At 57.9% G+C, this 15,641-nt stretch carries 17 protein-coding genes; 11 read left to right on the top strand and 6 right to left on the bottom strand.

The annotated features are described in order from the left end of the window. The first annotated feature begins 40 nt into the window (after window positions 1-40). Genes GS614_RS18840 through GS614_RS18815 form a run of 6 tightly spaced genes read left to right on the top strand, consistent with a single transcriptional unit; the run spans window position 41 to window position 6,188 of the window. Complete coding sequence (locus GS614_RS18840; RefSeq protein ID WP_171727062.1) at window positions 41-1,159, top strand: hypothetical protein; 1,119 nt, start codon at window positions 41-43, stop codon at window positions 1,157-1,159. 57 nt (window positions 1,160-1,216) lie between these two features. After that, window positions 1,217-3,148, top strand: a complete 1,932-nt coding sequence (locus tag GS614_RS18835) for an ATP-binding protein (RefSeq protein WP_171727061.1) — start codon at window positions 1,217-1,219, stop codon at window positions 3,146-3,148. A gap of 9 nt (window positions 3,149-3,157) precedes the next feature. Next, complete coding sequence (locus tag GS614_RS18830) at window positions 3,158-3,931, top strand: hypothetical protein (RefSeq protein WP_171727060.1); 774 nt, start codon at window positions 3,158-3,160, stop codon at window positions 3,929-3,931. Continuing rightward, window positions 3,928-5,265 carry a DUF6638 family protein gene (locus tag GS614_RS18825; RefSeq protein ID WP_171727059.1) on the top strand — a complete coding sequence of 446 codons (1,338 nt, stop codon included), beginning with the start codon at window positions 3,928-3,930 and terminating at the stop codon, window positions 5,263-5,265. The genes GS614_RS18830 and GS614_RS18825 overlap by 4 nt, the downstream gene beginning before the upstream one ends. A 1-nt stretch (window position 5,266) precedes the next feature. Then, complete coding sequence (locus GS614_RS18820; RefSeq protein WP_171120117.1) at window positions 5,267-5,533, top strand: hypothetical protein; 267 nt, start codon at window positions 5,267-5,269, stop codon at window positions 5,531-5,533. 10 nt (window positions 5,534-5,543) lie between these two features. Then, window positions 5,544-6,188: a DUF1523 family protein gene (locus tag GS614_RS18815; RefSeq protein ID WP_171727058.1), complete on the top strand. Its 645-nt coding sequence runs from the start codon at window positions 5,544-5,546 to the stop codon at window positions 6,186-6,188. Window positions 6,189-6,242: 54 nt separating this feature from the next. Here GS614_RS18815 and GS614_RS18810 read toward each other — a convergent pair whose 3' ends face one another. From GS614_RS18810 to GS614_RS18785, 6 genes are all read right to left on the bottom strand, one after another. Next, window positions 6,243-7,337 (bottom strand): flagellar basal body P-ring protein FlgI, encoded by a 1,095-nt coding sequence (locus GS614_RS18810; protein WP_171120118.1) that lies wholly within the window; start codon window positions 7,335-7,337, stop codon window positions 6,243-6,245. Continuing rightward, window positions 7,334-8,341, bottom strand: coding sequence for a flagellin (locus tag GS614_RS18805; protein ID WP_171120119.1), 1,008 nt, complete (start codon window positions 8,339-8,341; stop codon window positions 7,334-7,336). The genes GS614_RS18810 and GS614_RS18805 overlap by 4 nt, the downstream gene beginning before the upstream one ends. Window positions 8,342-8,343: 2 nt before the next feature. Then, window positions 8,344-9,795 (bottom strand): flagellar hook-associated protein FlgK, encoded by a 1,452-nt coding sequence (flgK, locus tag GS614_RS18800; protein WP_171727057.1) that lies wholly within the window; start codon window positions 9,793-9,795, stop codon window positions 8,344-8,346. Between the two features lie 32 nt (window positions 9,796-9,827). Continuing rightward, a complete protein-coding gene (locus tag GS614_RS18795; protein WP_171727056.1) occupies window positions 9,828-11,123 on the bottom strand; it encodes a flagellar hook protein FlgE in 1,296 nt (431 codons plus the stop codon). A 91-nt stretch (window positions 11,124-11,214) separates the two neighbouring features. Further along, window positions 11,215-12,054: a flagellar motor protein MotB gene (locus GS614_RS18790; protein WP_171120122.1), complete on the bottom strand. Its 840-nt coding sequence runs from the start codon at window positions 12,052-12,054 to the stop codon at window positions 11,215-11,217. Window positions 12,055-12,139: 85 nt separating this feature from the next. Further along, window positions 12,140-13,432 (bottom strand): FliI/YscN family ATPase, encoded by a 1,293-nt coding sequence (locus GS614_RS18785; RefSeq protein WP_371809419.1) that lies wholly within the window; start codon window positions 13,430-13,432, stop codon window positions 12,140-12,142. Window positions 13,433-13,564: 132 nt separating this feature from the next. On the opposite strand from GS614_RS18785, the gene GS614_RS18780 reads away from it, so the two are divergent. The 5 genes from GS614_RS18780 to GS614_RS18760 are packed head-to-tail and all read left to right on the top strand — an operon-like array spanning window position 13,565 to window position 15,639. Beyond that, the gene (locus GS614_RS18780) at window positions 13,565-13,951 is read left to right on the top strand and encodes a FlgB family protein (protein WP_171617378.1); all 387 of its coding nucleotides are present in this window, start codon (window positions 13,565-13,567) and stop codon (window positions 13,949-13,951) included. Between the two features lie 11 nt (window positions 13,952-13,962). Beyond that, window positions 13,963-14,349 carry a flagellar basal body rod protein FlgC gene (gene flgC / locus GS614_RS18775; protein ID WP_170345698.1) on the top strand — a complete coding sequence of 129 codons (387 nt, stop codon included), beginning with the start codon at window positions 13,963-13,965 and terminating at the stop codon, window positions 14,347-14,349. Window positions 14,350-14,361: 12 nt separating this feature from the next. Continuing rightward, window positions 14,362-14,652, top strand: a complete 291-nt coding sequence (gene fliE / locus GS614_RS18770; RefSeq protein ID WP_171727054.1) for a flagellar hook-basal body complex protein FliE — start codon at window positions 14,362-14,364, stop codon at window positions 14,650-14,652. A 4-nt stretch (window positions 14,653-14,656) separates the two neighbouring features. Then, window positions 14,657-14,929: a flagellar biosynthetic protein FliQ gene (locus GS614_RS18765; protein WP_171727053.1), complete on the top strand. Its 273-nt coding sequence runs from the start codon at window positions 14,657-14,659 to the stop codon at window positions 14,927-14,929. Continuing rightward, window positions 14,929-15,639 carry a flagellar hook-basal body complex protein gene (locus tag GS614_RS18760; protein ID WP_171617376.1) on the top strand — a complete coding sequence of 237 codons (711 nt, stop codon included), beginning with the start codon at window positions 14,929-14,931 and terminating at the stop codon, window positions 15,637-15,639. Before GS614_RS18765 ends, GS614_RS18760 begins: the two co-directional genes overlap by 1 nt. The last annotated feature ends 2 nt before the right edge of the window (window positions 15,640-15,641 follow it).

Raw genomic sequence — 15,641 nt, 5'->3', positions numbered from 1 at the left:
AAAAATAACAAAAAGGGGAAACCTGAAGAAGTCGCCGAGGATGACTGACCCCACCAAAGACCATGTCGGCCTGACCGACACTTTCGCCTCGCGCCGCTATTTCCGCAAATTCGAGGTGATCACCGTCCACCTCCTGCGCGTGGCTGCGACGATGGAGGCCGAGGGCGCGATCAGCAAACAAGAGGTTCGGATCGTGTCGCGCTATCTCTCGGGGCTGCTCTACACCTTCCGTGCGCTCAGCATGAAATACCTGCTGGTGGGGCGCGATACGGGGCGGTTCTTTGGCAGCCTCGCCATGGACAAGCGCGACAGCGGGTTTCCGGTGGCGGCCGAGTTGTTGACCATGGCCAATGACGCGCAGCAGGCGCAGGTGCATCTGGCGAACATGCCCTCGGAAGAGGATCTGAAAACCGACATGGTGCGGACAATTATTGGCGACCGGGAGATTCCCACCAAGCTGCAATTCGCGCTGTCCCAAAGGCTCTATTACGAGGAATTGTTGAAAGGTCAGCTGTTCTGGGCCCGCAACGATCCCGAATGCCACTGGATCGGGAATGAGGGCGAGCGGCGCAAGTTCCTGATCCACTGGGCGGTCTATGACAGCCAGATCAACCTGCCCGTCATCTATCTGATGCAGTTGGAGGACAGCGGCAAAACTGCCCTGCCCAAGGATCAACGCCGCTGGCCCGAGGTACAGGCGCATCTGATGGCGCAAAGCTTGGGCGGGCTGAAACTGGTGACGATCGCCAAGGGGTTCGATCAGGATTTCGACGACCTGCACCCCAAACACATGCGCCGCATCCATGTGGGCCCGATGTATTCCTCGGCCTATACCGAGCAATCCGGCCCCCTGCGGCAGGTGTTGGAGGACGCACAGGCGCCCGAAGGTCAGGATTGGGCGCTGGCCTGGACCACCGAGGAGCTGGAAAGCGAAGAGGTGATCGAAGAACGCGCCGGTTGGTTTTCCACCGTCGAACGCGAGGTCTTTGCACTGGACCCGTTCGGCGGGCAGGGGGCCGAGACTGGGGCTACGCGCACCCAGCGGTCGATCATCCTGCCCCAGCGGCCGTTTCAGGTGCTGGCCGAGCGCAACCCGCCAGGCTTTGCCGATGTGCGCAAGTTCGTCGTCAGCAAGACCGGGCAGGTGCTGAGATATTGAATTTTCCGCCTCCGGCGGGAGAATTTTTGAAAAGATGAAGCAAGGGCGGTTATTGAGATGAGTTTGACGTCAGATCAGATGGAATTGCGCGAAGACGACATTCGCAAGCATTATCCCGCAGCGACCGCCCTGTTGAACGGGTTCGAGCATGCACCGCGGATTGCCAAACCCGTTGAGGCCGCCGTCGAACGGTCTCCGGGTGTGTCGACGGGGCGGCGGTTTCGGTCGACGACACCGGGTTTGGTGACACGGCGCACGGTGCGCGCGGATGGGGTGCATCTGGTTGAACGAATCGAGGCGTCGGATGATGGCGATACGCTGGTCTCACCCCCGCAGGCGACTGCGCAGCAGGCCATCCGGCGCGCGATTGCCATCGCTCTGGCCGTGGCCGAGGCCTATACGGAGCAGACGCCGTTGGCCGATCTGAAACGTGCCAATTTGGCCGGGGATCTACCTGCCGCGCGCAAGACTGAATTCTCGGAATTGCTGACCGCCGAGGCTTTGATCACGCTCCATACGTTCGGCAACGCGCTGGCCTATCTGATGTCTTCGCATCTGGGCGAAACCACCGTTGATCTCGGTGAGATCGAAGAAGTTCTGACCGACAATGGCCAGCTTGCCCTGCATGGCGCGCTGTGGGAGCTGGATCAGGTGCTGGCCAAACACGCCCCCGACGACGCCCATCTGATCGCGGCTACCAGCGCTTATGCCGAACAACTGATGGAAAAGGCCGCCCTGCGTGCAGGGTCCGCAGGCCATCTGGCCCCGTTCCAGAATGCTGCCTGGCATATCGAGGCGGATGACCTGACCATCCGGGGGTTTGAGCCGGCCTCAAAAGCCAAATCCACCACGCTCACTATGACGTTCAAGAAACCGAATGAGGTGGTCGGCAACCATATCGCCAAATATCAGGCCATGAAACTGGCCAAGATGGTGATGGCCTACGACTTCGACCGCCGCCTGAACCCGTTCGCGGAACTGGGCGGGTTCATCTTTACCTTCATGGGCGACGGCAAGCCGGGCACCGGCAAGACCACCCTGATCCAGATGATGGCGGGGCTGATCAATGATTATTGCCAGAACGCGGGCTATCCGTTCCGCTATCAGAACCTGAGCACCGACAACATCGACAGCTATCAGGGCAAATCCGGCCAGAACGCCAAGGCGTTTATCAACACGATCATCGACCCCTCGGTAATCGGCTTCGGCACCATCGACGATATCGACCAACTGGCGGGTAAGCGCGGCGACCGGCAGTCGTCAGCCGGGCAACTGGAAATCACCGCCGTGCTGATGGAGAGCTTTGCGGGCGCCAACACCGTCGTGCGCGGCAACTGCACCTTTGGCATGTTCTCGAACTACCCCGAGAATGTAGATGACGCCCTTCGCCAGCGGGCGGGCGCGCGGTTCCTGGTGGACGGGCCGCAAACGCGCGAGGATTACATCGACATCCTGCACCTGCTGATGGGCCGCAACCACGACATTCCGCTGGGCGAGCACGAAGCCTATGCCGCGCAGGAAATCAAAAAGGCCGTCGTCGCCAGCTTCGAAAGCCATTCCCGCCCGCATGAGGACGCCTTGCTGCAGGTCTATGACAGGGTCTCGGGCGAGATCGGTAAGATGGACACGATCGCCAAGCTGGGCACCTACCTCAAGGCGATTCAACAGGCGGATGAGCGGTTCACCGGCCGCGCGATCAAGAACATCACCGACGCGGTCAAGGTCCGTGCGATGGATTTCGAACTGCCCGACGAATGGATGGAGAACCCGGACCTGTTCCTATTCCGCGACTACGACACCAAGAAGGCGATGATCGAGGACCTGCGCCAACCGATCACGGTCGAGATGGTGATCCAGGAGATCAACCGCTATGCCGACAGCGAGTTCCGCTATGCCGACAAGAGCGACGAGGTCGCCATCGAGAACGCCGTCCGCGAGATGGGCCGGATGGAAGAGGCCAAGCGACGGTATCTGGAGGGGAAGGGGTAGAATTCATTTATGAAAGCAATTGAGAAAATAGTCGAAATCCCAATCTATTGGGACGACCTGAAATCGCTTTCACTTGACGAGAAAGCCCTTCTTGCGTTGGCAAGCTACGCCGCTTCTGAGTCTAATACGATTAGCAAGCTGTACTTGTTTTCCACTCACAAGATGACGGGGGACGAAATCGTGGACTCGGCGATTTCAATTCAAATCATGGTTTTGCTAAGATACTGGTCTGCAAAACTCTTTGAGTTTTTTGAAAGCATCTCCGAGATATCCAATTCCCGCGGTACAAAAGACGATAACGTTATTCGTCTCGCCAAGGAATCCTTCGATGCGTTTTCAATACTTGAAGAACTTCGTGGATACGAAATTGCCCGCGCCATAAGGCACGAAGCTACCAATCACTATTCCTTCAAGGCCGCCAAAAAGAACATCGGTCACGTTTCAGATCGAGCGAACTGCAAGCTATACTTGCACAACAAAGATGGGAACTCATGGTATCCATTTGGCGAAGAAGTAATGTTTAGTGGGCGTCTAAACCGAGCCGGCGCATCCCTTAGGACTAAAGAGGAAAAAACCCAGCTACTGAAAGACTGGTTGGACTGGAACCTGAGTGCGACACGGTGGGCTAACAAAGCATACGAGTTGATCGCAACCGAATTGGTTTTGGATCGCTTGCCGGATAGAAACGCGAGACAAAAATTGCTATGGTTAGAACCCGAGCTTGTGGGTGAAATTGAAGGGCGAAAAACACCGGTCTTTCTGAGAAACGGGGTAGGCAGATGATCCGCCTCATTGAAAAAGGCCTGATGTTCGGCAATCTCGTCCACATCTCCAGCCCGGCTCTGGTCGAGCGGTATAATCGCGCGTTGCAGCATCTGGCGGGCAAGACCACGGCGCTGACGGATTTCCATGTGGATATCTCGGGCTATTCGCCGGAGGTGGGGATTGAGCTAGGGGATGAGCTCTACCTAAACCCCAACGGGGTCAACCGGCAGTTCATCCTGCTGACAACCGAGCAGAAACGCGCGCCTCTGTTGAACGTCAAATTCTCGACCTCGCGCGATATCCTGCGGGAATTCATCGAGATGAACGAGGCGCAGCTGTTCGCCCTGACCGCCACTGATGCGGTGGCCGGAGAGTTGGTGAACTCAGTCTTCAAACTCACCACACCGCGCGACCTGTTGAACCTGCGCAAGATCGAGATCGAGGCCGACACCACAGGCGGCACCCTGCGCAAGGCGCAGCAACTGGCGGGCATGGTCGAACGGTTCAAAACCGAAGAGGACGCCTGGTTCGACGATGTGCTGATCGCCAAGATGATCGAAACGGCCAGGGAAACCGGCGACGTCACCCGCAACCCGGTGCGCCTGCGCCATACGGATTTTGAGCAGCGAAATTTCTGGACGGCACATTTCGGTGGGCTTTATCTTTTTCCCGATGTTGATCACCCGGCAGCGATTTGCATGGGTGAAAAGCCTGACGACCTGCCGATCAAATACACGTTTGATCTGTCGCAGCGGAACCAGATCGCCAAATTTCTGGACTACAACGATCTGGTTGAGCCCATCGTCAAGGCGCGCGGCGTGGATGCGGCCGCGATCCTGCAACAGAAGATGGATTTCCTGACCGTCGATGCGGCGGCAGATGCCGATGTCAACCTGACCGGGCTGGATCGCAGCGACATGCGGCGGTTGGCCCGGAACCACGCGGATCGCCTGCCGCAGGCCTATCACGGGCTTGCGCAACTGCTGCGCTGGGCAAGTGACGGGGGTCCGTGGCCGCGCATCACCTCGGACCACCCGGCCTATTTCTACACGCTACGCGCCGCCGATACGCCGAACCGCGATCTGGTGAACATGCTGTTGTCCGAATTGGCCCCGCTGGACCCGCGCCAGATGTTCATCTGCCACAAAGAATTGTTCTACCGAACATATTCGGGCTGGCCCGAGAGCAAGAAGGCCTATGTGGCCGACTTCCTTGCGCGCGAATATCAGGTGGACAAGCAAGGCGCCCGCGCCGCCCTGTTCGGACATGAGCCGGATATGAGCGGCGACGATCGCGTCAGCGATGACATAATTGCCCGGGTCGGTCCGTGGGGTTCGGTGAGGAAAGGTTGAAATGATTGGATTGTTGCGCCTTTTGCTGATCTTGCTGGTGATCCAGACGATTGCCTATGTCGGGCTGTCTTTCTATTCGCGCGGCATACGCCGGCGCAAACTGGAGAACTGGTGGGACGAAAAGGGCAAGACGGGCAACAAAGAAGCCTTTGTCGAACGCGGATTGCATGTGTATGACAACTCGTTTCGGCGTAAACTGATCCTGGGTGTCTATATCGTGCCGTGGGTGGCGATCGGCGCGCTGATCTACATCGTGAATTACATGTGAGGGTTTAGGCATGGCCTATGTGAAATGGGCGTTCATTATCATTTTCTGGGGTGTGATTGCCGTGATCCTGCAATATTCTCTGCCCCAGCATGACATTGTGCGCATCGTCAACACCTATGAAGAACGGCAGGATCTGAATGACTGGACCCGGATCTTTTGGTCAGAGCCGGAAGATCAATCCACCAGCCTGTCCAACCGGGATGTGCAGTTCATTCAGGCGGTGCGGGCCAACGGAAAACCCATCGTGTACCGAAATGAGGATACCGGCTGGGGATGGCCCCCGTATTTCAAGTTCGACACGGCGAACCTGTATACCGAGGCCAATGATGCGAAATCCACCAAGGAAAACCCGAAATGGGTGGTCGTAACCCACTACGGGTGGCGCAACGAATTCATGTCGATCTTTCCCAACGCCATTTTCATCAAAGACGTTGAAGGGCCGGATGTTCGGATCATTCCCTGGTTCAATATCATCTTCCTGACGATCTTTGCGGCGTTCGTCTGGGCGATATGGGTGCGTTGGCGCAGGTTCCGGCAAGCACGGATTGATCCGATGATCGAAAACGTGGAAGATGGCCTATATGCGGCCGGTGACGCCATAGAAGAGCGACATAACAGATTTCGGCGCTGGCTGGACAGCTGGAAATCGAAATAGATACAAGCTTTGGTGGGCGTGCCAGCAGCACGCCTATCCCGCTGGCGGTGCCTTTCACCTGACGATGAATTCCGCATGCAGCGCGCCTGCTGCCTTGATCGTTTTCAGAATGTCGATCATGTCCTGAGGCGAGACCCCAAGCGCGTTCAGACCTGCGACAACCTCGGACAACGTGGTGGCCTCGGGGATTTCGGCGAGGCCGGTTCCCTCTTCTTCCTCGATACCTGCGATTGTACGTGGCACGACCACTGTTTCACCTCTGGCGAACGGGTTGGGCTGCACCGCAATCGGTGCCTCCTGAACCGTCAGAGTCAGGTTGCCTTGAGACACCGCAACACGCGAAATTCGGACCTCCTGCCCCATGACAATGGTGCCAGAGCGCTGATCGACAACAACGCGCGCTTTCGATTCAGGCTCGACCAGAATGTTTTCGATACGCCCTATGGCGTGGGCTGTCGAAACCGCCTGCGTCGCCGCGACGTTGATCTCAACCGTGCCGGAATCCCGCATGATTGCCACAACTCTGTTGAACTCGGTGTTTATCGCGGTTTCGATGCGCGCGGCTGTGGTGAAATCGGGCTCTCTGAGTGCAAGGCGCATTTGAGTGAGAGTTGACAAATCGAAGTCAATTTCACGCTCGACCCTTGCACCGGATGGGATCACGCCCGAAGTTGGCACCCCACGCACGACCGAGGCTGCCTCTCCTTCAGCCGAAACGCCACCTGCAAGGATTGTGCCCTGCGCGACCGCATAGATTTGGCCATCGGCTGCGTTAAGCGGGGTCATGATCAATGTTCCACCCAACAGGCTGCTTGAATCGCCTATGGCTGAAACCGTTACATCGATTTGCCCCCCCACCCGTGCAAAAGGCGGCAGGCTGGCCGTGACCAATACCGCTGCCACGTTTTTGGGCCGAAAATCCTCACCGGTGACGTTGACCCCAAGACGTTCGAGGATGTTGGACATGATTTCTTCGGTGAAAGGCGCGTTTCGTAACCCATCGCCGGTTCCGTTCAAGCCGACCACCAGGCCGTAACCCACCAGATCGTTGCCGCGTACACCGTCAAAATCCACGAGGTCCTTGAGACGGATTGTCCCAGCCCAAGCCATGCCGGGAAGGAGAAGCAGGAGAAAAATCAACGCCCTCATCTCAGAAAGTTCACCAGCGACAGGCTCGCATTGCGAACGGTTACGGAATACAGGCTTTCCAAGTGAAATTGCACCGTTTGCAGTTTCGCTGCCGTCTCATAAGGATCGGCCGCGATCAGTTCGTTTCGGCTGAAATCCAGGCTGGTTCGGGCCGACGAATTGCGTGTTGCCGCCTCTTCGATGCGGGCTTCGGCCGCACCGACTTTCGCCCGGAGCTTGACGGTGGCATCCTGTGCGTTGGCCAGATCAACCCCTAACTGCGTGAACAAAGCGGTGCGTTGATCGGGCGAAAGTGCCAATGCGCTGTCGGTGGCCAGCGCAGCAACGGCGACGTCCCTGAGTGCGGCCTTGAACGCCGGGTCCGTTGCCGTGATCGGCAGCGTCACGCTTTCATTTTCCGAAATCTGCATCGGAGACAGGGTGCTGTTTGACCCCTGATAAATCACGGCGTCGAAACCGGCTGGGTCATTGAACCAGTTTTCTGCCGCCAGCCTGATATCAGCGACCGTGGCAAGCCCCGTCAACTGCGATTTCAGCGCCGTCAAAAGATCGTTCGAAGATTGCAGGGGCGACACATCGGTGGCGGTACCGGAAAACAGGCTGCGCCCTCCTACGCGCGTGTTCAGTGCCGAGATCATCGTGTCCAGTTCATTCTTCGCCTGTTGGGACGCTTGTTCATGATTGACGGGCTGATTGGCAGTTCCGTAAGCCAGCAAAGACGCGGTCATGTCTCCGACCGAATCTCCGAAGGTTTTCAGGCTCAGTTGCATGGTATCGGTAAACAGGGCCGCTTCGGACGTTGCGATGCCAAAGGCGTCGAGTCTGGCGAGGCTGCGGTCGAGATCCAGAATTTGCGAATAATCCCCGCCAAGCCGCCCCGACACGTCCTGTACCCGCCCGGTGGACATTTCATAAGACAGGGTTTCGATCTGGGTTTTGATATCTGTTGCGCGGGTTCGCAAGGTCATTCCTCGCGCCAAATCGCCGATAGAAGTGATATTCATGGTCACAACCTCAGAAGAGTTTCCATAAGCTCGTCAACAACCGAGATGACACGAGCGTTTGCGGCATATGTCTGTTCGACCTGCATGAGCCGCTGTAGTTCCTGATCGGTATCTACTCCCTGCGCGGCCTCGATCTGCGCCATTTGCTGCTGGAAGCTGTTTGCAAAAGTCTTGCGTTGATCTGCGGCATGGGCGTGTGCGCCCGCTTTCGACAACAGGGCCTCGGTCAACTCGGCAGCGCGCATGTTTCCCGTGCCGAACAGCCCGCCGGGTACCGGACGTGCGTCGTTCAATATGTTCCCGAACGCGCGCAGTTGAGCAGCCTGCCCGGGGTCACCCGGAGTTGCGGCACCCAGACCCGCGCGCAGTTTCCAACTGTCCCCGCCATTGTCAGGGTCCACGGTTGAATTGAGTGAAATCCGTGATGCCAGCCCGACAACAGATGCAGGATCAAATCGGTTGCCATCGTCGGTGAACAGACCAGGATCTGTCGCAAGAGCCGACGAATCCAAACCGGGCGTTTCAAATCGTTCAATCAGGTCCCTTGCAACCGTGTCGAGCTGACCCTGCGCCTCGACTGCCAAGTCGTCGCGGATGGTGAACTGCGCCATCAGTGCCCCGCCGCGGATTTGAGCGTTGTCTCCGCTTGTCCGTACCGGGTTGCCGTTCATCTCCAGACCGGACAACAGACCATTTGCCACGGTCATGTGAGATTTTGTTTCGCCGGTCGTGGAAAAAGTGAACTCCGAGGCCGTGCCTTCCAGCAGGATCAGCCCGCCCTCCGAGTACAGGGATACCTGATCATTGGCGCGCGGCACGACATTGACCGGGATCAGGGTATTGACCTGTTCGATCAGGACATGCCGCTGATCCAGCAGGGCACCGATGTCACCGCCAGAGTTTTGAATGGCGGGAATCTTGGCGTTCAGGTCTTCGATATCTTTCAGAGTCTGATTCAGGGTGTTGATCTGGGCGCCAATTTTTCGATCAGCATCCGAGCGTGCCTGGCGTACGCCTTCGGACGCCGCGTTCAGCTCGTTGGTCAGATCGCGGGCCGAGCGCGCAACCTGATCCAGCCGTTCGATCGAGTCAGGCAGACTGGCCGCCTTGATAAAGGCGTTTTCCAACGAGGACAGACGGGTAGACAGCGAAGGGCCGTCATCAGGAGACCCCACCAGTTGTTCGAACCGTGCGTGAAAATCTGAAACGTCCGACCGAAAGGCGAGTTCGGTATCAGACGAACGTCTGTTGGCGGTCAAAACCGGATCCTGATGCCGGATCACGCCAACGGTGCGTACGCCATTTCCGGAAATTGGGCTTGTGGCAAGTTCTAGGGACCGGCGCGCATAGCCGGGGGTCAGCGCATTCGCGATGTTTCCGGACACCACAGCGGCCCCGCGACTGGCCGCAGTCAGCCCGCCCAATGCGTTATTGAGTGCTGTCGACATGTTCATGAGGCCGCTCCTTTCTTTGGGTCAGAGCTGGATTAACGTTTCAGGTTTGTCGTTTCCTGCAACATCTCGTCCACCGTCTGGATCACCGTGGCGCTGGAGGAGTAAGCACGTTGCGTCTGAATCAATGAGGTCAGCTCAGTCGCTACATCCGTGGTGGATTCCTCGCGCGCGAAAGAAACAAGATCCCCGGTCGGGCCTTCGCCGGCATTCCAAAGAAAGAACGTACCGCTTTCACGGGAAGGCGCGTAAGTCTGGCTGTCCAACGCGGTTAAACCGTTGGGATTCGGTACATCTGCCAACGGAATCTGGTACATCCGGCGACTGACGCCGGTGTCGTAGAACGCGTAGACATATCCTCTCTCATCGACCTGAACGCTGGTCATTGTTCCCACGGCAGAACCGTCACGTGTGATCGAAACAGGCGCGAACGTGTCAGACAATTGGGTTATCCCGTCTGCATCCCCGATCAGGCCGATATTGACCTCCATCGGTCCGCCGGCGACGTTGACCATGACACTGCCCGTTGCCGGATCATAAGCTCCGCCAGAAACAGGTGTGACGCTGGCCAGAGTGCCGCCTGCCGTTCGGTTGTCGGTGAATGTCAGCGTGTATTCACCGATGACCGCGCCACCCGACGCCGAGTCACGCAAGACCATGGTCCATTCGTTGCTGCTGCCGGTTGCGGGAACCGTTGGGATCAGCTGGATATCGACGCTTTCAGACTTGCCGAGATTGTCGAAATACTCAACCGACAAAGGTTGAACGTCGCCCGGCGCGCCCGCATTTGTCGCCGTGGCCGGAAGGTTCATACGCAGTTTCATTTCTGTGGTTGGTGAACCCGACAGCTGGTTCACGCTCAGCTGAATGGGTTCAAGCGCGGCGGGTGTATCTCGCGAAACCGGTGGAATAGTGCCATCAGGTGCCGCGGGCCACCCCAGAAGAACAAGGCCTGATTCGGTAACCAAATACCCTTCTTCGTTGGTGCGGAACGACCCGGTGGTTGTCAGCAGCATCTCGTTCGAATTATTCCCGATCTGCGAACTGGGGCGCACAGGCAACATGCCGCGCCCGCGAACTGCCAGATCGGTTGAGTTGCTGGTTGTGACCAGGGGCCCGCGTTGATCAATCATGCGCTGGCTTGTCGTCCGCACGCCGCCTGCCGAATAGCTGCCACCCTGGCCCGACGTGACCATTGAATGAAAATCCGTCTCGACCCGTTTATACCCGTAGGTTGAAGAATTCGCGATGTTGTCGGAAATCGTCGCCAACCTGTTGGCATTGGCTTTCAGCGCCGCCACACCGGCATTGAGCGAAGAGGAAATGGTCATGGGTGCGCCCTTCTGTTGCGTCCGTCTTTGATGCAACAGGTAACGCGCTGCCCCTTAACAGCGCGCTAACATGTAAAATACGCTCTATCATTTAGGGCTGGCGCAGAAAGATCACTTCGATCCTGTTGTTCCGCGCAGCCATGGGATTGTCGGCGAACAATTCTCGGTCTGCATGGCCCGTAACACGATCCATCCTTTGTGCCGCAACGCCCTTATCCTGTAGCAATTGACGCAATTTTTGGGCCCTTGCCGTGGACAGTTCCCAGGCAGTGTTGCGCGCCTGCACAACCGGAGACGCGCTGACATGCCCTTCGACGGCGATCGAATTGACGACAAGATCCGAGGCTCGGGCGATGATCAGGGCCAGGGACCGCAGAAAGCTGGTTGGCTTGTCAGAACCCGATTCGAACAATGCCTGATCGTCGGTGTCGAACAGTTCCACCACCAATCCTTCATCGGTGACCCGTGTGACGATATGCTTGAGCAGTTTGTCCGAGACCTCGCTTTCACCCGTGCGCCCCAGCAGTTGCGCCTCCAGGGTAGAGAAATCTTCCTTGGCCCCTTTGCCGCCGCCCTCGGCATTCACTCCGATCGAGCCACGGGCCTGATGCGATTCGGTCGGATGTGTGGTCGTGGCACCCTGACCGTCCCGCAGCAGCACTTCTTCAGACAGCATGCTGTCGCCGCCAAACGCCCCGTCCCCGCCGCCGGATTCCGGGCTTAGCGGGATTGTCGGCGCGAAATAATCCGCCAACCCTTTTCGTTGCTGTTCCGTTGTTGCGTTCAGCAGCCACATCAACATGAAGAAGGCCATCATGGCCGTCACAAAGTCGGCATACGCGACTTTCCACGCGCCACCGTGATGGCCATCGCCACCCGATACACGCTTCTTCTTGATGATGATTGGCGCTGCATTGGTTTGCGCACCCATCTCCACCACCTTTTTATCACCCGACTATCGGAATAGCAGTGCAGGTCTTAAGGCGGCCTTAATACTTAAAACTGTTCCGAGTTCACTAACGCGGCAGGCCGGCCGAGGCACGGCGCAGAATCAGGGACAAGCGGTTGAAGCTGTTTTCAATCCCTTCGGAATCGGGTTTGCCGAAAAACGCGTCCAACTCCTCATGAACGCGCACGGCCTGATCCAAGAGCGGATCTGATCCTTCTGAATACAGCCCGGCCTTTATCATGACTTCGGATTGTTCGTAGCTGCCGACAAGTTTGCGGGTTTCGTTGATCATCTGGTTCTCGGCCTCTGACGCGGCCTCAGGAAGGCTGCGGGATACGGATTTGCTGAGGTCGATGGCCGGGAAGCGCCCGCGTTCGGCAATCTCGCGGCTGAGCACGATATGCCCGTCCAACACACCGCGCAGAATGTCAGCGATGGGTTCATCCATGTCGGAGCCCGCAACGAGGACGCTGAACACGGCGGTGATATCACCCTGCTCCTGCGTGCCGGGGCCTGCGCGTTCACACAGATTGGCAATCAGGGGGGTGACAGAGGGTGGATACCCTCGGAGTGACGGGGCTTCGCCCATGGCAACGGCGATTTCACGGTGCGCTTCCGCGAAACGGGTTACCGAATCGGCCAGAAACAGGACGTTCAGCCCCAGATCCCGCAGAAACTCTGCCGCCGACATGGCCGACCACGCGCACCGTCTGCGCGCCAATGCAGACTGGTCGGACGTCGCGGCGACTACGATAGTGCGCTTCATGGCTTCCGGGCCTATGGCGCGGGCAACAAATTCGTTCACTTCACGCCCGCGTTCGCCGACAAGAGCCACCACAACCACGTCAGCCTGCATGAAGCGCGCCAGCGTCGACAGCAGCGTTGATTTCCCCACACCCGATCCCGCAAACAACCCAACGCGTTGACCGCGCACGATCGGCAGCATGGTGTTGAGAACGGATAGTCCGGTGGCCATCCGCTTTCCCAATGGCTTGCGCGCCACCGCAGGCGAGGGGGCTTGCATGATATCGCGATCCTGTGGCCCGTTCAGCAGGGGTTTTCCGTCCAGCGGTTTGCCAAACGGATCAATGACGCGCCCAAGCCAGTGCAATGCGGGCGCGAACCCCGGCGAGGGATCAAGGTACACACGGTCCCCGAGGCTGACACCGTCCGGGGCGGAACCCGGAATCATGTGGATATGGTCTGCACCGACATGCAGCACTTCACCGGCCAGATCGGGCCCCGCGCGCCGCCGCAATGTAAGCAAGTCTCCGATTCGCGCATGTTCGTTGAGGCCACTGATCTCGATCAACCCTTGTGCGACGCTACTGACCAGGCCCACGTGGCGGATCGAAGTCATCCGATCGAATTCATGTTTCAGAAGCATCGGGTCGAGATCGGACATCTTGGGTTCTCCAATTGGGTTCTGAAAACGGTTTCTAAAGGAATCGGGGTTAAGCCTTGATTGAAATTGATCGAGGGAGAAGCCCCGATGTTCTATGACTTGAACGTCCTTAAGACCGCGTACGCAATGGCAACCCATGCCGGGCAACGGCAGGCGGTGATTGCGCGCAACATGGCCAATGCGGATACGCCGGGCTACCAGCCGCGCGATATCGACCTCTTCCATAAAGCACTTGAAAACTCGGGACGCGAAGTGACCATGATGGCCACGCGGCGGGGTCATCTGCATGGCGGTACGGGTACGCAGCCTTGGGCAGAGCACCAGGCCGCTCCGTCGGGTGATCCAAATGGCAACGGCGTATCGCTTGAAGAAGAGATGCTGAAATCGGTCGAGGTCAAACGACAGCACGACCGCGCGTTGGCGATCTACAAATCCTCGATGAACATCCTTCGCACCAGTCTGGGACGTGGATAAGGGGGCCGAGGATGAGCGATTTTTCCCACTCACTTGCGGCATCCGCCAGCGCCCTGCGTGCGCAGGCAGCCCGTCTGCGCCACGTGTCCGAAAACATATCGAATGCGGATACGCCCGGGTATCGGCGCAAGACGGTGCCGTTTGAGACCATAGAAAAAGATGGTCAGAACGTGGTGCAAGCCGGCCGCGTAAAGCTTGATCGACGCGACCTGACACGAATTTTCGACCCCGGCCACCCGATGGCAGATGCCAGTGGTCACTATCTGGGATCGAATGTCGATCTGATGATCGAAATAGCCGACGCGCGCGAGGCGCAACGGAGCTACGAAGCCAACCTCAAGATGTTCGATCAAACACGGCAAATGTCGTCGTCGTTGATGGAACTGCTCAGAAAATAAAGGACAGCCAGAATGGACATCCGATCATTGAACGCCGCGCAGAATTATGCCGGCGCCCGTCCTGCAACCCAGGCCGACCCCGATCACTCGAGCATGGTGCAGGGGCTGAAGGCAAGTTTTCAGGACTTTGCATCCACGTTGAAACACAGCGAGCAGATGTCGCAGACCGCGATGGTCGGGCAAGCCGACCCGCACGCGCTGGTGCAGGCGCTGGCACAGACCGAACTGGCCGTTGAGACAGCTGTGATCGTTCGCAACAAGGTGGTCGAGGCCTATCAGGAAATCCTGCGGATGCCGGTCTGATACGATGCTGAGCGAAGGTCTTTTCTATGACATCGTGCGTCAGGCTCTTTGGATCGCCGTCATCACATCGGTCCCGATTCTGGCAGTTGCTCTGGTGTCAGGCCTGGTCGTTGGTCTGTTTCAGGCTCTGACGTCGATACAGGAAATGACGCTGACCTTTGTTCCCAAACTGATCGCCATCGTCGTCGTGTTCTGGATCTCGATGGGGTTCATGACTCAGGCCCTTGTTACGTTTTTCACCGGTACGCTTGTTCCATTGATCGCAGGAGGTCGCTGATGGACACCGCCTATGTCACCCTGTCCCGCCAGTCCGGGCTGATGAATGAAATGCGCCTGGTGGCGAATAACATCGCAAATGCCAACACGACCGGCTATCGCCAGCAGGGGCTGGTGTTCTCGGAATACATTCGAGATATGCCGAACAGCCCCTCCCTCTCCATGAGCCGGGCCGAGGCGCGAAATACGTCAATGCAACAAGGTGTGCTGACGCAAACCGGCGGGCAATTTGATTTTGCCATCGAAGGCGACGGTTTCTTCATGGTCGAAACCCAGGATGGCAACCGGCTGACGCGGGCTGGCAGCTTTTCTCCCAATGCCGATGGCGATCTGGTTTCAATGGATGGCGCGCGCGTGCTCGATGCCAATGGCGCGCCTGTGTTCATCCCGCCTGACGCTGCGTCAATCGATGTCGGCAGCGACGGAACGCTGAGTGTCGATGGTCAGCTTCTGGGTCAGCTGGGCGTTTTCAACGTCGCCGATACGAACGAACTTGTACGCGAAGGAAACACTCGTTTCCGCACCGACGGTGCAATTGAGCCGGTCGACGAGCCGGTGGTTTTGCATCGCTTTCTCGAAGGGTCAAACGTGAATGCGATTCAGCAAGTGACCCGTTTGGTGGAAATCCAGCGCGCCTATGAGCTGGGGCAAAGCTTTCTTGAGAGTGAAGATGAGCGCGTGCGTGGAGCACTCAAGGCGTTGATGCGCTGATT

This window comes from Ruegeria sp. HKCCD6604, from assembly GCF_013110635.1.
In the GTDB taxonomy this organism is placed as follows: Bacteria; Pseudomonadota; Alphaproteobacteria; order Rhodobacterales; family Rhodobacteraceae; genus Ruegeria.
The sequence above is the reverse complement of the archived record's forward strand: the minus strand, read 5'-3'. Positions and strand labels throughout refer to the sequence as shown.

What these genes read in the sequence shown, in the direction of transcription:
- GS614_RS18840 (WP_171727062.1), top strand. Translation starts at nt 41, where the DNA reads ATGACTGACCCCACCAAAGACCATGTCGGCCTGACCGACACTTTCGCC.
- GS614_RS18835 (WP_171727061.1), top strand. Translation starts at nt 1,217, where the DNA reads ATGAGTTTGACGTCAGATCAGATGGAATTGCGCGAAGACGACATTCGC.
- GS614_RS18830 (WP_171727060.1), top strand. Translation starts at nt 3,158, where the DNA reads ATGAAAGCAATTGAGAAAATAGTCGAAATCCCAATCTATTGGGACGAC.
- GS614_RS18825 (WP_171727059.1), top strand. Translation starts at nt 3,928, where the DNA reads ATGATCCGCCTCATTGAAAAAGGCCTGATGTTCGGCAATCTCGTCCAC.
- GS614_RS18820 (WP_171120117.1), top strand. Translation starts at nt 5,267, where the DNA reads ATGATTGGATTGTTGCGCCTTTTGCTGATCTTGCTGGTGATCCAGACG.
- GS614_RS18815 (WP_171727058.1), top strand. Translation starts at nt 5,544, where the DNA reads ATGGCCTATGTGAAATGGGCGTTCATTATCATTTTCTGGGGTGTGATT.
- GS614_RS18810 (WP_171120118.1), bottom strand. Translation starts at nt 7,337, where the DNA reads ATGAGGGCGTTGATTTTTCTCCTGCTTCTCCTTCCCGGCATGGCTTGG.
- GS614_RS18805 (WP_171120119.1), bottom strand. Translation starts at nt 8,341, where the DNA reads ATGAATATCACTTCTATCGGCGATTTGGCGCGAGGAATGACCTTGCGA.
- flgK (WP_171727057.1), bottom strand. Translation starts at nt 9,795, where the DNA reads ATGAACATGTCGACAGCACTCAATAACGCATTGGGCGGGCTGACTGCG.
- GS614_RS18795 (WP_171727056.1), bottom strand. Translation starts at nt 11,123, where the DNA reads ATGACCATTTCCTCTTCGCTCAATGCCGGTGTGGCGGCGCTGAAAGCC.
- GS614_RS18790 (WP_171120122.1), bottom strand. Translation starts at nt 12,054, where the DNA reads ATGGGTGCGCAAACCAATGCAGCGCCAATCATCATCAAGAAGAAGCGT.
- GS614_RS18785 (WP_371809419.1), bottom strand. Translation starts at nt 13,432, where the DNA reads ATGACTTCGATCCGCCACGTGGGCCTGGTCAGTAGCGTCGCACAAGGG.
- GS614_RS18780 (WP_171617378.1), top strand. Translation starts at nt 13,565, where the DNA reads ATGTTCTATGACTTGAACGTCCTTAAGACCGCGTACGCAATGGCAACC.
- flgC (WP_170345698.1), top strand. Translation starts at nt 13,963, where the DNA reads ATGAGCGATTTTTCCCACTCACTTGCGGCATCCGCCAGCGCCCTGCGT.
- fliE (WP_171727054.1), top strand. Translation starts at nt 14,362, where the DNA reads ATGGACATCCGATCATTGAACGCCGCGCAGAATTATGCCGGCGCCCGT.
- GS614_RS18765 (WP_171727053.1), top strand. Translation starts at nt 14,657, where the DNA reads ATGCTGAGCGAAGGTCTTTTCTATGACATCGTGCGTCAGGCTCTTTGG.
- GS614_RS18760 (WP_171617376.1), top strand. Translation starts at nt 14,929, where the DNA reads ATGGACACCGCCTATGTCACCCTGTCCCGCCAGTCCGGGCTGATGAAT.